Source organism: Rothia sp. SCPM-O-B-18226 (M350), from assembly GCF_058213595.1.
The window spans coordinates 101,331-116,700 of sequence record NZ_JBYQJS010000002.1; the positions used below are offsets into that span (position 1 = coordinate 101,331).

A 15,370-nucleotide genomic window follows, 5' to 3' on the forward strand; every position below is an offset into this window, starting at 1 on the left:
CACTCAAAAACCCCGTATAGTATTTACCTGTCAGCACGACGGAGCGAAAAACTCCAACGGAATGATTCAAATTGAATACGCTGATATGCGGTTGTAGCTCAGTTGGTAGAGCACCACCTTGCCAAGGTGGATGTCGCGAGTTCAAGTCTCGTCAACCGCTCGTAAGGACTCCAAGAGTTCGAACGCGTTCCCCTCGGGGGAGCGTATGCGGTGAGGTGGTCGAGTGGTTAGGCAGCGGCCTGCAAAGCCGTGTACGCGGGTTCGAATCCCGTCCTCACCTCGCAACAAAACAACTGTTTTGTGAGCGCGATTGGCGCAGCGGTAGCGCGCTTCCCTGACACGGAAGAGGTCACTGGTTCGATCCCAGTATCGCGCACAGATGAAGCCCTGATTCTTCGGAATCAGGGCTTTTGTGTTTAATCTTTTGGTTTTCTTGGTTTGCGGAGAGACGGTGCTCCTCAGCTGACTTGTGTCTGTTCTGGAGGCGGTGCTCCGTATATTTCCTCCGCGCCGTCGCAGGGAACCCGCCCTCGCTTCGCTTCGGGCACCCTGAGGGCGCTTCCGGAAAATACGCTCGCCCCGCTCCGTGTCCCCGATGTCACGACGGAGGACACCATCTCTCCGCCCCGTAGGTAAAACACTCGAGCCCGGTTCAGTAAGGGCAGGGCTTGTGTGCGCGATACCGGTATAACGAACTTAAGGGGGAGGGGCTGTCGCCTTCTCAGCCTTTTGCTGGCTTCGCCGGGTCTACATTTGTAGGGCGTGCATCTTACACACTTCCTCCGCGCCGTCGCAGGGAACCCGCCCTCGCTTCGCTTCGGGCACCCTGAGGGCGCTTCCGGAAGGTGTAAGTCTGCCGCCGAATCTCTTCAATAGCTCACCGATACGACCAATTGCTTTGCACACCGCCCCTACCTCCGATACCCTAATGGAGGAAATCTACACTCACAGATACACCGCCGTATCGCAAAGGAACACCCGTGAAATCCTCCCTTAAAGGGTTCGGCATCTTCTTCGCCGTATGCCTCGCCTTCTCCCTCTGGTACGTCGTCCTCGGCGTCGTCATTATCGTAGTCATCGTGGGCATCATCCTAACCATCCGCAAAAACCGGTACTTCGCATCCCCCGAATTCCAGATGCACCGGCAACGCACCGCCACGCTCGCCAGTGAATACAACGAAATCGCCAGCTACGTGCACGACATCTACACTCGCGGAATCTACGAACTCGGCACCTCCACCAACGGTATGTACGGTCACCTCGCCACCGTCGAGGCTCAGCAACCCAAAACCTGGCAGACGCTGCTGCGGAAGAAAACTGACGAACGTCCCCCGCACATCTATAAATCCTCTGAACAGGTCGTTCTCGAAGCTGAACGGGATCCCATCGGCAGCCTCACCAAGTACTTCCACATCGAAGCCGATCTGCAAACCCTCAAAGACGTGCAGCGCCTCTCTGACGATATCGCGCGCCTCGAAACCGCCGTCGACAACGTGCGACGCCGTGAAGAGGACATGCTTGCCCACATCAACCCGCCCCCGTTCATCATCAAGCAGTACGCCGACGAGTTCTGGAAAAAACTCAACGTCTACCACGTGGGGCTGAGCGTGCCGTACCCCGTCTACCGATTCGAATACACCTCAGCAGATGGTAAAGAAAACCGTGCCGTTACCGTCACCCTCGACACTCCGACCCTAGACGCGCTCTCGGAAACTCTCGAACGCAAAATACGCTGGGCATGGCCCGAAGGCGGCGAACGCACCCTCATGACCGCGCAGCTACGCCAACGCATCAAAGAACGCGATAACTACACCTGCCAAAACCCCGGATGCGGCAACTCCATCATGCGTGAACGAATCCTCGTTCTGGAGGTTGTCCACAAGGTTCCGCTGTCTAACGGCGGCAATAATGAGCCCGAGAACCTGCAGACCCTCTGCTGGCGTTGCGTGCGCGGACGGAACCTGCGGCTCGCATAAAGCCGCACCTTCCGAAAGCGACATCAGGGTGCCCGCCCGGGCGCTCTCCGCAGCGAAGCAAGGAAGAGCGGAGCGTCCGGGTGCGGCGGGTTCCCCCGCAGGAGCGCAGGAAGAGGGCGGCGCGAGGCAGCCAAGAGCTCCCATATCGTGCTCAACCCAGGGATTTATGTTAAGGCTGAGGTTAAGGGTATTCTTTTGAACGGCGCCGAGTTTCTTTCCAAAGCAAGCAATTCGATGCTTGCTTGGATTCAGATACCGTCGCGCCGCACACCACCTAATATTTTCCTCATCCTAAAGGGCATACCATGTCTTCATCCCTGACCCGCCGCAAGCTTGTCGCGGGCGTAGCCTGGGCGGCACCGGTCGTCGCGGCATCGGCAACCGTTCCGTCCTACGCGGCATCCGTCGCCGCAGACTGTACCCTGGCGGCCAGCCCTGCCTACAGCATCTCTGGCACCGACGAGGGCGCCAAGACCGTCAAGACATTCACCGTCCCCAACAACGTCTACAAGCTCCGCTTCGAGCTGGTTGGCGGCGCGGGTGGCACCAACAACCGCATGACCCCGGCGGGTTCCGGCGCGAAGGTCACCGGCGTTGTTGCGGTTACCCCCGGATCCACCGTGCAGATCGTGGCAGCCGCGGGCGGCATCGGCGACGGTTCGCTCACCCCCACGGCCGGCGGCGAAGGCTACGGCAACGGCGGCTCCGTGCCCGCCTACACCATCCCCGCCAGCGTCACCGCGCAGGTGGACGCAAAGTACGCTGACCCGGCAAACTCCAAGAGCCAGGTCTACGCCGCATCAGGCGGCGGCTCCTCCGCACTGCTCATTGACGGCACCGTGGTTGCTGTCGCCGGCGGCGGTGGCGGCGCGGGCATGACCAGCTCCGGCGTGTCCTACGCGGACCCCTGGTACTCCAACCTCGACGGCCAGATCGATGCCGGCGTGGCGGCCCTCGGCTCGGATGCATCCCCGCAGTTCGGTGCGGCGGGTAGCGCCTCCGCGGCGGCAGGCTCCAACGGTACCCCCGGCTACGAAATCTATAGGGCTGAACGCTCCAAGGTACTGACCTACAACTCCGGTTCCGGCGGTGCGGCGGGTGCGGGCGGTGCCGGCGGTGCGGCGGGTACCCTGCCGGTCAGCGGCCCCGTCATCGGTTTCGAGACCACCAACAACCAGGTGCTGTTCAGCCAGTTCGTCGCAGGTAACGCGGGCACGAGCGGCTTCGCGGGCAACGGTGGCGACGGCGCGGGCGCGTACTCCTACCAGCTCGACGAGAACCCCGCCAGCGTGCACGAGAAGGGCACCTACGAGGACCGCAACTGGGACCTGGACGTCTACAACGACGAAGGCGCGTACGCGCAGAACTTCAACGGCTACCAGTCCGTGGTGTCCGGCGGCGGCGGCGCGGGCTACGGCGGCGGCGGTTCCGGCGCGGCGCAGTCCGTCTCCTCGATTGTGCTGACCCAGAAGTGGCTAAACAGCCCGACCGGTGTGCGCCAGGGCCTGGGCTACACGATGCAGGGCGGCGCCGGTGGCGCGGGCGGCTCGTACCTCGCCCCGTCGGTGAGCGACGGCTCCATCGCCTCGGCCGAGAACGCGCCGCAGTGGATGCACGACCGCGGTAACGGCTCCGTGACGGTGACCTTCTGCGAGGCGGCTGCCTAACCGTTTCTCCCGCTGAGGCGCTTGAGGGCGGTGCGCCGAGTATTTCCTCAAGCGGCTTGGAATGCTTGAGGGGCGGTGCGCCGCATGTTTCCTCCGCGCCTACGCAGGGGCACCCGTCACCCGGACGCTCCGCTCCTCCTTGCTTCGCTGCGGAGAGCGTCCGGGCTGACACCCTGAGGGCGCTTCCGGAAAACACGGCTGCACCTGTAACGCAAGCAAAGAGCCCCCACACGAGGTGATCGTGTAGGGGCTCTTTGCCGTTCACAGCACAAGCTGAGGTGGGAACCTAGCGCGGAAAGGCGGTGTCGTCCGTAGCGACATCAGGGTGCTCGAGCTCTGCGAGGGCGGGTGCCCCTGTAGGAGCGAGGACGAACACCGCCATCCGCACAACCCGTAGCCTCACAAGCTAGCGCTTGATAGCGTCCAGCGCCTCACGCTGAGCCTTCGCAATGCGCTTCTCAGACACCGTGTAGGCGGTGCCGAGCTCCTGGGCGAAGAAGCTGACGCGCAACTCCTCAATCATCCAGTTCACGCGGCGGAGCGCATCCGGCACGATGTTGCCTGCCGGTAGCGACTTGACCGCGTTATCGTAGGAGTCTTCCAGGTCCTGCACCGTGAGCATGAGCTGGTTGTCGCGGTGTAGGTTCGGGCCGAGCTTCGTCAGGCGCACCTGGGCGGCCTTCAGGTAACGCGGCAGGTGAACCAGCTGGTCGTAGCCGGTTTTCGCCACGAATCCGGGGTAGACCAGGTTCTCCATCTGAGCCTTTACATCGGAGACGGCGTGCATGGTCGTCAGCGAGGTTGCCTTCTTGATAGCCTTCTTCAGCGCGGTGGCTTCGGAGAGGATTTCGGCGACGAGCTTGGTGACGTCGAAGACCGTCTCGATGAGTTCGGCACGCACGTGCTCGTAGAGTTCGCTGTATTCGGCGTGCGTGAAGATGGGCGTGTGCGGCACGAGGTGGTCGAGCGCCGCGACGGTGCAGTCGCGAATGAGTTCGTCGATGGAGCCGTGCGGGTTCTGCGTGAAGACGATTTTCTCCTTGTGGGAGAGGTGTTCGCTCACGTAGCGTACGGGCGAGGGCACCTGCAGCTGGAGCAGGCGGATGATGCCGCGGCGCTGCGCGTGCAGCTGCTCTGCTTCGGTGGGGAAGATGCGCAGGCCCACGCTAGAGCCTTCGTCCACGAGAGCGGGGTAGCCGTTGACTGCCTGGGTGGCGATGATGCGCTGTACCTTGCGGGGGATGGCTCCGTCCGGGAACATGTCGGCGGGGAATTCGGTGAGGCCGGTGACCTCGCGTACTCCGCCGGATGCACCCGCCTCGGACTGGGTGCCCTTCGCCGGGTTCTTCGCGCCCTTTGCGCTGCCCGGACGAGCGGGGCCACTCGCGTTGCTCGAGCCGCCCTGGGCGAGCGCAACCATCTTCGCCATGGCCTCGTCGGATGCGCCGAGCGAGTCGGCGAGGGCGCTGCGAATCTCCTTGTGTAGCTGCTGCTGCAGGGCTCGCAGGTCCTTGCCCTCACCCAGGATTTTGTTGCGGGCGTTGCGCACCTGGAAGCCCATCTTCAGGTGCTCGGGCACGGCGTCCCAGTTGAAGGCTTCGGGTTCGACGACCACGCCGCGCAGGCGGCGCAGTACGAGCGCGAGAGAGGGGAGCAGCTCGTCGGTTGCGGGGGAGTAGTCCTCTTCCAAGGCGGCGCAGGCGGCGCGCGCCACGTCGGGTGCGGGCACGAAGTTGCGTCGAATCGCCTTGGGCAGCGACTTGATGAGCGCGGTCACGAGCTCGTGGCGCAGGCCGGGGATCTGCCAGCGGAACGGTTCGGGGCTCAGCTGGTTGAGGAAGAGAATCGGTACCTGCACGGCCACACCGTCGCGCTTGGCGGCGTCGGTGCGTGCGCCTCCGATGCCGGCGGTGGGGGCGTATTCGTAGCGCAGGTCGAGGGTGAGTTCGCCGCTGTCGGTGCGCTGCACCCACTGGCGGGGGAACTGGGAGTCGTCGTAGTCGGCGGCTTCCTCGTTGATGAGCTTTTCGGGGTTGAAGTCCAGGTAGTTGTCGTCTTCGAGACGTGCCTGCTTCCACCACTTGTCGAAGGCGCGCACATCCGTCACGTGGGCGGGGATGCGGGCATCGTAGAAGGCGAAGAGCACGGAGTCGTCCACGCGCAGGTCGCGGCGGCGCAGGCGTGCCTCAAGCTCTTCGACCTCGGCGAGGGCGCGCTGGTTGCGCAGGTAGAACTTGTGCTGGGTGTGCCATTGGCCTTCGACGAGGGCGGACTGGATGAAGATTTCGCGGGCCGCGGCGGCGTCTACGCGGGCGTACTGCACGGGGCGGTCGGCGTAGATGGTCAGGCCGAAGAGAGTGCCCTTGGCGTAGGCGACGGCCGCGCCAGAGCTGAGGGACCAGTGCGGTTCGGAGTATTGCACGCTGATGAGGTGCTTGCCGACCTCTTCGATCCACTGCGGTTCGATGGCGGCGTTGGTGCGCGCCCACAGGCGGGAGGTTTCGACGAGTTCGGCGGAGAGCACCCAGTCGGGCCCCTTCTTGAACAGGCCGGAGCCGGGGAAGATCGCGAACTTGGTGCCGCGTGCGCCGAGGTATTCGCGGGGGCCGCGGTTGCGTCCCTTGGAGTCCTTCTCGCGTTCTTCCTTGACGCCCACGTGCGAGAGCAGACCGGTGAGCAGGCTCTTGTGGATGTCTACCTCGTGCGCGGAGGCGTTAATATCGCGACCGCCGCTGGCGTGAATGTTGGCGGTTCGGCCCATTTCGCGCAGCTGGGCGAAGAGGTCCTGCCATTCGCGGATGCGCAGGTAGTTGATGAACTCGCGGTGGCACATCTTGCGCAGCTGCGAGGAGGACAGCGCCGCCTGCTGCTCGTTGATGTAGTCCCAGAGCAGCAGGAAGGAGGAGAAATCGGAGGTGTCGTCGACGAAGCGGGCGTGCATGGCGTCGGCTTCTGCGCGCACGTCGGCGGGGCGTTCGCGCGGGTCCTGGATGGTCAGGGCGGCGGCGAGCACCATCATTTCCTTGGCGCAGCCGCGGCGGCCACCCTCGATAATCATGCGGGCCAGGCGCGGGTCCACGGGGAAGGCCGCCATGGCTCGGCCGATGGCGGTGAGGGTTGCGCTGTTGTTACCGCCTCGTCCCTTGCGGCGGGTGCGTTCGGTGAGCGCGCCGAGTTCGCGCAGCAGGTTCACGCCGTCGTTAATGGCGCGGGATGCGGGCGGCTGCACGAACGGGAAGCGCGAGATGTCGCCGGGTTCGCGCACCACGCCGATGGCGATCATCTGCAGGATGACGGCTGCGAGGTTGGTGCGCAGAATTTCGGGGTCGGTGAACTCGGGACGCGAGTTGAAGTCTTCCTCGGAGTAGAGGCGGATGGCGATGCCATCGCTGACGCGGCCGCATCGGCCCGAACGCTGGTTGGCGCTGGCCTGCGAGATGCGTTCGATGGGCAGACGCTGCACCTTGGTGCGTGCGGAGTAGCGCGAGATGCGGGCGGTGCCGGTGTCGATGACGTACTTGATGCCGGGCACGGTCAGCGAGGTTTCGGCAACGTTCGTGGCGAGCACGATGCGTGGGCGCGATCCGGGGGAGAACACGCGGTGCTGCTCGGCGAGCGAGAGGCGCGCGTACAGGGGCAGCACTTCGTAGTTCAGGCGCGGGGACTTGGCGACCATCGCCTCGATGGCGTCCTTGGCGTCGCGGATTTCGCGCTCGCCGGAGAAGAAGATGAGGATGTCGCCGGGGGCTTCCTTGGAGAGTTCCTTGATGGCGTCGAGAATCGCGTCGGTGGGGTCGCGGTCTTCGGCCACTTCCTCGTCGTCCAGGTAGGCGTCTTCCTCGCCCTCGAGGGGGCGGTAGCGGATTTCGACGGGGTAGGTGCGGCCGGAGACCTCGATGATGGGCGGCGCGTCGTCGGGCAGGATTGCTTCGGCGATTTCGCGTTCTTCATCGCTGAGGTTCTCGTCGACGATTCCCTTACCCGGCACGTAGCTGGGGGAGAAGTGGCGGGCGAAGCGTTCGGGGTCGATGGTCGCGGAGGTGATGATGACCTTCAGGTCCGGGCGCTGCGGCAGGATGCGCTTGAGGTAGCCGAGGATGAAATCGATGTTCAGGCTGCGTTCGTGCGCCTCGTCAATGATGAGGGTCGAGTAGCGGCGCAGCAGCTTGTCGTTCTGAATTTCGGCGAGCAGAATACCGTCGGTCATGAGCTTGATGGCGCTGTGTTCTCCGACCTCGGAGGTGAATCGCACCTGGTAGCCGACGGTTTCGCCGATCTTCTGGCCGAGCTCTTCGGCGATGCGCTCGGCCACGGAGCGCGCGGCGAGGCGGCGCGGCTGGGTGTGACCGATGAGGCCCTTCTCGCCCAGGCCGAGCTCGAGGCACATCTTGGGAATCTGGGTGGTCTTACCGGAGCCGGTTTCACCCGCGATGATGACGACCTGGTTGTCGCGGATAGCGTTCATGATGTCGTCGCGGCGTTCGCTGACGGGCAGCTCTTCGGGGTAGGTGATGACCTCGGGAATGAAGGGCTCGTAGCGGCGAGGTGCCGGGCGGTTCTGTTGCTGGTTACCCTTGTTACCGCCCTGCTGGTTGCCCTTGCTGTTACCCTGCTTGCGGGCGCGGCCGGTGCCGCCTCCGCGTCGATTGGAGCGGGAGGCGTTCTTGTGGTCTGCGTTGTTCTTCTGCGCGCCGTTCTTTACCGCGTTCTTCTCGGTGCTTTTTTCAGCGTTCTTTTCGGAGGCGCGCACCTTGGCCGCGTGGATGGCGGCGGCCATGCTCGCCATGGTGGGGGCGGTTCGGGGTGCCCCGGTTTTAGGCGTGCGGGAGGTCTTATCTGCGTGATGGGTTTTCTGCTCAGACATATCCTATCCAGTGTACTCGCCCCCTTCACGGCGGGGAACGGGAGTATGCACCGGGCGAATATTGCGTCATATTTGGGCGGGTTGTACCCCTCGAAAGGGAGGGATCGTCATCTTTGCGCGAGCGAAATCGAGCTCAAGACGTTTCAAAAAGCATCAAAATTATTAAAGAAGCCAATAAATTGGTTATTAATATTTCAAGTATGACGGATGCGAAATAAGTATCTTTTTCGGCTTTCTTTCGATACTTTCGTTCAGGTGTTACAGTGGTGTATAACACAGTAACGAAGGAGTGACTATGCCAACGCCCAAGACGTACACCTCCTCACGCACTCCAGTGTTGGACTGCTGCGAGGACGCACGCCACGAAGAAATCCACCACCGCAGCGAAGAACTGTTCCAGGCCCTCGTCCACGCGAGTCTTCGCACGCACTTTGAACGCCTGAGCTCCGCCGAAACCCTGTACCTGGTGACCGGCGACGGGGAAAGGGTACAGATTTCCCCCGAAATGTACGGCCCCATCACCTCGGTGGCACGGGCCTTCGCCGACCGCAAGGACGTGTGCGTGGTCCGCCAGGATCGCCTCATGACCACCCAGGAGGCCGCCGACTATCTGGGGGTATCGCGACCGACCATCGTGCGACTCCTCGAGCGCGGTGAAATTCCCTTCGAACGCATCAACACGCACCGTCGCGTGGCGTTCGACGACCTGGAACGCTACCGCCTCGACCACGAGCACGTCAGCCGACGAAACCGATAGGCTGAACGCTCGATAGGTCGAGCCGAGCGGGGTTGAGCCGAGCCGAATTGAGCCGAACGGCGCTCACGATTCGCGGCCCTAACGGTAGGTAACGGGCCGCCTACACAGTGGCGTTCATCGTGGCATTCAGGAAAGACAGCATCCGCTGAACAATCTCGGGGCTAAAACAGCGCGAATCCCCGTGTTCGGCGCCCGGAACCAGCACCATATCGGTGGGCACCTGCCGCGTGCGCAGGGCCTGATACACCCGCACCGATTGCTGGTACGGCACGCACGAATCGGCAATGCCGTGCACTAGCATGATGGGTGCACACGCCCGGTCCGTAGCCTGTTCCTCAGTCTGCTTTTCGTCGAAGTTTTTGCGAGAGGGTTCGCCGGCAGAGCCGCCGGCGTATACTCCGCGCGCAAAATTCCCGCGCGCAAGGTCCAGGGGATTCGCCCGTTCCCAATTCTGCAGGGCGCGCTCCCGGTCGATGCCGGGCACGCGCTCCACCCATTCACGCTCCTCGCGCACGGGGTAATCGCATCCCAGCAGGCGCCACTCGGCACCGTCGTCGTCCGGATGCACCAGCGAGTACCCCGCCAGGGGACGGTCGGAGAAGATGGTGCGCAGGTCGCTGACCCCGTAGAAGGGAACGGCCGTGGCAACCGCCGAGCTCACCCCCGGGTAGTTGCTGGAGGCGCGCCCCTCGTAGTACTCGTGCAGTTCGGGATCCCCGCTCGCGTAGCCGGCTGCATCGGGACCGGCGAGCGCCACCATCATGCTCAGATGCCCGCCGGCGCTTCCTCCGGCAATCGCGATGCGCCCGGGGTCGATACCAAACTCGGCGGCACGAGCGCGGAAGAAGCGCACCGCCTCTTTCGTATCGTGCAGATCGCCCGGGAAAATCGCCTGGTGCGAGTAGCGGTAGTTGATGGTTGCGACCGCCCAGCCCTGTTTCTGCAGAGCGCGGCGCATGAGGGTCTGCCGGTTCGTGCGCGGCCCCTCGGGGGTCATGATCTCTACATCGCGTAGGCCCCGGTTCGTGCCGAAGCGCCAGGCGCCGCCGTGCACCCAGATGAGCAGGGGAGCGGGCTCGGTACTACCGACCCCAGCGCTACCCGACTCCTCAACAGAACCGGACCCCTCGGCAGCGCGCGCGGGGTAGAAATCGTAGGCGAAGGCCTCCCGCGTGACGGGCGTTTCGGCCCCGTAGCCCGGCAGGGACAAGCCGTCGAAAAACCCCTCGGGGCGGTAAAAACCGGAGCGGTACTCGTCGACGCTCTGCGCGGCCTCGGAATTCAGCATGAATCAGCCCGTTCTTTAGGTTTCTTAGCTCTTTGGTCTCTAAATTTCTTAGGGAACCAGCACGATCTTGCCGCGCGTGTGGCCGGAGGCCATAAGCTCCTGAGCCGCGGCGGCCTCGGCGAGGGGGAAAATCTTCTCCACGTGCACCTTCAGCAGGCCCAGAGACATGAGCCGGGCGATCTCCTGCATCTGCGTACGGTCCGGGTGGGCCGTCAGCCACTGCGCCTCAAACCCGCGCTCGCGGGCCACATCCAGCGGGTCGGGATTCGTCAGCGTCACGATGCGCCCGCCAGGGACCAGTACCTCCAACGAATCGAGGAAGGTCTGCCTGCCGGTCGAGTTGAGTACCACGTCCATGGTCCGACCCAGCACCGCGCGGAAATCCTCGGTGCGGTAGTCGATGGGCTGGGCCCCCAGCGAGCGCACGAACTCGTGATTCGCGGCGGAGGCGGTCGCAAAAACTTGCGCGCCCGCCTGAATGGCCAGCTGCACGGCGAGGTGGCCGACGCCTCCGGCACCGGCGTGGATGAGCACGCGCTCGCCTTCCTTCAATCGCGCCACTTCGAAGAGCGACTGGTAGGCGGTGAGCCCGGCAAGCGGTGCGCCGCCGAGCTGGGCGCACGGAACGTCGGAGGGAACCTTGGCCAGCTGGTAGGCGGGTGCGAGGACATACTCGGCGTACGCGCCGCCGGGGTACGGGAAGGTCACCATGCCGAAAACGCCGTCGCCGACTTTGAAGCCCGTATAGTCGCCGGCGGTGGCGACTACGGTGCCGGCCACATCCCATCCGGGCACGAAGGGTCTATAGGAGGGGTCGGCCAGCTGCGCGGCGGGACCCAGGCCCTTGCGGGTGGTCACATCGATGGGGTTCACGCCCGCGGCGACCGTCTTGATGAGCACGTGACCGCGCACCGGGGTGGGGATGGGCACGTTCGCCTCGTGCAGAACGCTTTCGTCGCCCCATTCGGTGAGCTGAATCTGGCGCATGGTGGTCACGGTTTACCTCCGCTGGTGTGGTGTTGTCGTGCTTGTTTGAACGGTGTGCGCGTTTCCCTATTCTCTCAACTGCGGGGCCTCCGGAACAACAGGGGAGCGGAGGCGTCCAGCCTCTGATGCTTCCACCCGAGATGTAACCCGAGATATAAAGCAGAAATAAAAAGGAGCCGACACCCGCTGGGCGAGTATCGGCTCCCGTGTTCCCTCTCGAATAAGAACATCGTGCCCCTGAAAGGATTCGAACCTTCGACCCCCAGTACCGGAAACTGGTGCTCTAATCCGCTGAGCTACAGAGGCAACCCCACCATGGTATCAGATATGCGTCGGATAAACGGTCAGCCCCGGCCCAATGCTTGCTAGAATAGGTTCTTATGACTCCTGAAGAACTCTCCGAAGCCATTGCGCTTGCCCTAGAAGAAACCATTTCCTCCGGCCAGCTGACCCTCGTGGAGGGCGCTGAACTGCCCGCCGTCCGAGTGGAGCGCCCCAAGTCCCGTGAGCACGGCGACTGGGCAACCAACGTCGCTCTGCAGCTCGCCAAGAAGGTGGGCAAGAACCCGCGCGAGGCAGCAGCTCTTCTGGCCGAGAAGATCGGCGCCATCCCCGGCGTGGCATCCGTTGACATCGCGGGCCCCGGCTTCCTGAACATCACCCTGGACGCAGCAGCAGCAGGCGAGCTCGCCGCCACCATCGTTGAGGCGGGCGAAGCCTACGGCCGCAGCGACAAGTTCGCCGGCAAGACCATTAACCTTGAGTTCGTCTCCGCGAACCCGACCGGCCCCATCCACCTGGGCGGCACCCGCTGGGCCGCCGTCGGTGATGCGCTCGCCCGCGTGCTGGAGGCTGAGGGCGCTAACGTGGTGCGCGAGTACTACTTCAACGACCACGGCACCCAGATTGACCGCTTCGTGCGTTCCCTGATTGCCGCCGCCCGCGGTGAGGAGACCCCCGAGGACGGCTACGCCGGCGCGTACATTGTTGACATTAAGGACCAGATTCTGGCTCAGCGCCCCGACGCGCTTGAGGCTGAGAACCCCGAAGAGATTTTCCGCGAAATCGGTACTCACCTGATGTTCGATCAGATTAAGGAGTCCCTGGCGGCCTTCGGCACCCACTTCGACGTGTTCTTCCATGAGAACTCCGTGTTCGAGGGCGGCAAGGTGGACGCCCTGCTTGAGACCATGCGTGAGAACGGTCAGCTCTTCGAGGCTGACGGTGCATGGTGGATGCGCACCACCGACTACGGCGACGACAAGGACCGCGTGGTCATCAAGTCCGACGGCAACCACGCCTACGTGGCGGGCGATATCGCCTACTACCAGGACAAGATGACCCGTGCCGAGAACCCCGCCGACGTGGCGATTTACATGCTCGGCGCTGACCACAACGGCTACGTGGGCCGTCTGAAGGCCATCGCCCAGATTCTTGGCTACCGCGCAGACCAGATTGAGGTCATGATTGGTCAGCTGGTGAACCTGGTCAAGGACGGCAAGCCCGTGCGTATGTCCAAGCGTGCCGGCACCGTGGTCACCCTCGAGGACCTGGTCGAGGCCGTGGGTGTTGACGCGGCCCGCTACGAGCTGACCCGCTACTCGGTGGACACCCCCATCGACATTGACCTGGGCCTGCTGACCTCCAAGAGCAACGAGAACCCGGTCTACTACGTACAGTACGCTCACGCACGCACCGCCGCCGTGGCACGCAACGCCGCGGAGGCCGACGTGAAGATTGAGGACGGCGTGGACACCTCCCTGCTCGACTCCGCCGCTGACGGTGAGCTGCTGGCTGTGCTCGGCCAGTTCCCCGCCGCCGTGCGCGACGCCGCGAAGTTCTACGAGCCGCACCGCGTGAACCGCTACCTGGAGCAGCTCGCTTCGGCCTACCACAGCTGGTACGGCGTCTCCCGCGTGGCCCCCAAGGCCGACGAGGAGGTCACTGACCTGCACCGTACCCGCCTGCTGCTGAACAACGCGGCACAGCAGGTGCTGGCTAACGGCCTGAACCTGCTGGGTGTGAGCGCACCCGAGCGCATGTAATACCCCTCGATTCAACCCCCGACCCGGTGCTACCGGGGCGGGGGTTGAACGTATGCCGCCGCCGGTGGCTTCATTGCCCAACCCGGCACAGTGCACAGATATTGAAACTGCACAGACTTTGTCCCGCCGCTACACTGCGTCCCCTAACGCTGAACCCCGGCGCAGTAGCGCACCCGAGCGCATGAGAAAGAGACACGATGAGCGAAGCCCGTTCCCTCTACCGCCCCGAATGGCTGACCCAGCCTGAGAACCCCGCCGACCTGTCCCGAAGCATCTGGACCGATTCCTTCACCCGCAATGCGGAGGGTGAGCTCTGCATCGACGGTGTGACCGTCAGCGAGCTGGCCGCCGAGCACGGCACCCCGCAGTACGTTTTCTCCGAGACCACCTTCCGCGCCCGTGCCCGCGCCTACCGCACCGCTTTTGAGCAGGCTTTCGCCAAGCATGGCGCGCAGGTGAGCGTCTACTACGCCGGCAAGTCCTTCCTCTCCACCGCGGTCGTTCGCTGGGTTCGTGAGGAGGGCCTGTGCCTGGACACCGCCTCCGGTGGCGAGCTGGCGCTGGCTCTGCGCGGCGGCATGCCCGGCGAGCGCATCGCCCTGCACGGCAACAACAAATCTGAGGCCGAAATCGCCCGCGCGATTCGTAGCGGCCTGGGCCGCGTGGTGGCCGATTCGGTGGACGAAATCAAGCTGATTGAGCGGGTGTACGCCGAGCTGGCCGCCGAGCGCGTGGCTGAGGGCGAGGAGCCCTACCCGCCCGTTCCGGTGCTGATTCGCATCACCCCGGGCGTGCACGCCTCCACCCACGAGTCGATCGCGACCGCTCACGAGGACCAGAAGTTCGGCATGTCCCTGCAACCCGGTACCGCTGCGCTGGCCGGCCTGGACGAGGCAGAGCTGGAGCACTGGGGCGTGGAGGCCTCCGACTCCTACGCTGCGCTGGCGGCGGCAATCCTGAATGTGACCGACTCCCTGGAATTCCGCGGTATTCACTGCCACATCGGTTCGCAGATTTTTGAGGCGGAGGGCTTCGAGCAGGCGGCAACCACCGCCCTGGAGTTCATGAACCGCCTCAACCGTGACCTGGGCGTGACCCTGCCGGAGCTGGACCTGGGCGGCGGCTACGGCATCGCCTACACCGAGGCCGATCGTCCCCGCTCCATCGCCGAGGTGACCGAATCCATTGCCGCTTCGGTTGCGGCCACCTGCGAGCGCCTGGGCATGGCGATTCCGCACATGTCCTTCGAACCGGGCCGCTCGATTTCGGGCCCCTCGGGCGCGACCCTGTACACGGTGGGCACCATCAAGAACGTGAGCATTGAGGACGAAAACGGCGAGATTCGCGTGCGCCGTTACGTCTCGGTGGACGGCGGCATGAGCGATAACGCCCGCCCGGTGCTGTACGAATCGGACTACTCGGCAACCCTGGCGAACCGCGCCCCGGCGGGGGAGCAGGTGCTCTGCCGCGTGGTGGGTAAGCACTGCGAATCCGGCGATATCGTGGTGCGCTACTGCTACCTGCCGGCCGACCTGCAGGCGGACGATATTCTGGCGGTTCCGGCGACGGGCGCGTACTGCTACGTGCTGGGATCGAACTACAACTTCCTGACCCGCCCGCCGGTGATTGCGACCGCCGAGGGTCGTCCCTCCCGCGTGATGATTCGCCGCCAGAGCGAGGACGACATGCTCGCCCTGGACATGGGTTCGGATATCTAAGAACCCCATCCCAGAATCTAAGAAACCGTGAAGTCCCCGTCTCTGAATTGCACGCCGTGAGGCGGCGG

Annotated in this window: 8 protein-coding genes and 4 tRNA genes; 8 read left to right on the forward strand and 4 right to left on the reverse strand. The window is 64.1% G+C overall.

The annotated features are described in order from the left end of the window. Positions 1 to 87: 87 nt before the first annotated feature. The 5 genes from AC3E6W_RS04505 (at position 88) to AC3E6W_RS04525 (ending at position 3,643) form a co-directional block, all read left to right on the forward strand. Positions 88 to 160, forward strand: a tRNA-Gly gene (locus tag AC3E6W_RS04505). 49 nt (positions 161 to 209) lie between these two features. Next, positions 210 to 280: transfer RNA gene (locus tag AC3E6W_RS04510), tRNA-Cys, on the forward strand. Between the two features lie 24 nt (positions 281 to 304). Next, positions 305 to 376, forward strand: a tRNA-Val gene (locus tag AC3E6W_RS04515). Positions 377 to 980: 604 nt separating this feature from the next. After that, positions 981 to 1,976, forward strand: coding sequence for an HNH endonuclease (locus AC3E6W_RS04520; RefSeq protein ID WP_490652433.1), 996 nt, complete (start codon positions 981 to 983; stop codon positions 1,974 to 1,976). Positions 1,977 to 2,281: 305 nt separating this feature from the next. After that, a complete protein-coding gene (locus AC3E6W_RS04525; protein WP_490652434.1) occupies positions 2,282 to 3,643 on the forward strand; it encodes a hypothetical protein in 1,362 nt (453 codons plus the stop codon). Between the two features lie 406 nt (positions 3,644 to 4,049). Here AC3E6W_RS04525 and hrpA read toward each other — a convergent pair whose 3' ends face one another. Next, entirely contained in the window at positions 4,050 to 8,507 is a 4,458-nt protein-coding gene (gene hrpA, locus AC3E6W_RS04530; RefSeq protein WP_490652435.1) for an ATP-dependent RNA helicase HrpA, read from the reverse strand. 295 nt (positions 8,508 to 8,802) lie between these two features. Here hrpA and AC3E6W_RS04535 point away from each other — a divergent pair, with 295 nt between their 5' ends. Continuing rightward, a complete protein-coding gene (locus tag AC3E6W_RS04535; protein WP_049333707.1) occupies positions 8,803 to 9,264 on the forward strand; it encodes a helix-turn-helix domain-containing protein in 462 nt (153 codons plus the stop codon). Between the two features lie 100 nt (positions 9,265 to 9,364). Here AC3E6W_RS04535 and AC3E6W_RS04540 read toward each other — a convergent pair whose 3' ends face one another. The 3 genes from AC3E6W_RS04540 to AC3E6W_RS04550 form a co-directional block, all read right to left on the reverse strand. Then, positions 9,365 to 10,552: a prolyl oligopeptidase family serine peptidase gene (locus AC3E6W_RS04540; RefSeq protein ID WP_490652436.1), complete on the reverse strand. Its 1,188-nt coding sequence runs from the start codon at positions 10,550 to 10,552 to the stop codon at positions 9,365 to 9,367. 48 nt (positions 10,553 to 10,600) lie between these two features. After that, positions 10,601 to 11,539 carry an NADP-dependent oxidoreductase gene (locus AC3E6W_RS04545; RefSeq protein ID WP_490652552.1) on the reverse strand — a complete coding sequence of 313 codons (939 nt, stop codon included), beginning with the start codon at positions 11,537 to 11,539 and terminating at the stop codon, positions 10,601 to 10,603. Positions 11,540 to 11,771: 232 nt separating this feature from the next. Next, positions 11,772 to 11,845: transfer RNA gene (locus AC3E6W_RS04550), tRNA-Arg, on the reverse strand. Between the two features lie 74 nt (positions 11,846 to 11,919). Between AC3E6W_RS04550 and argS the strand changes: the two genes are divergently transcribed. Both argS and AC3E6W_RS04560 read left to right on the forward strand, forming a co-directional pair. Beyond that, positions 11,920 to 13,584, forward strand: coding sequence for an arginine--tRNA ligase (gene argS, locus AC3E6W_RS04555; protein WP_490652437.1), 1,665 nt, complete (start codon positions 11,920 to 11,922; stop codon positions 13,582 to 13,584). Positions 13,585 to 13,781: 197 nt separating this feature from the next. Continuing rightward, positions 13,782 to 15,302 (forward strand): diaminopimelate decarboxylase family protein, encoded by a 1,521-nt coding sequence (locus AC3E6W_RS04560; RefSeq protein ID WP_490652438.1) that lies wholly within the window; start codon positions 13,782 to 13,784, stop codon positions 15,300 to 15,302. The last annotated feature ends 68 nt before the right edge of the window (positions 15,303 to 15,370 follow it).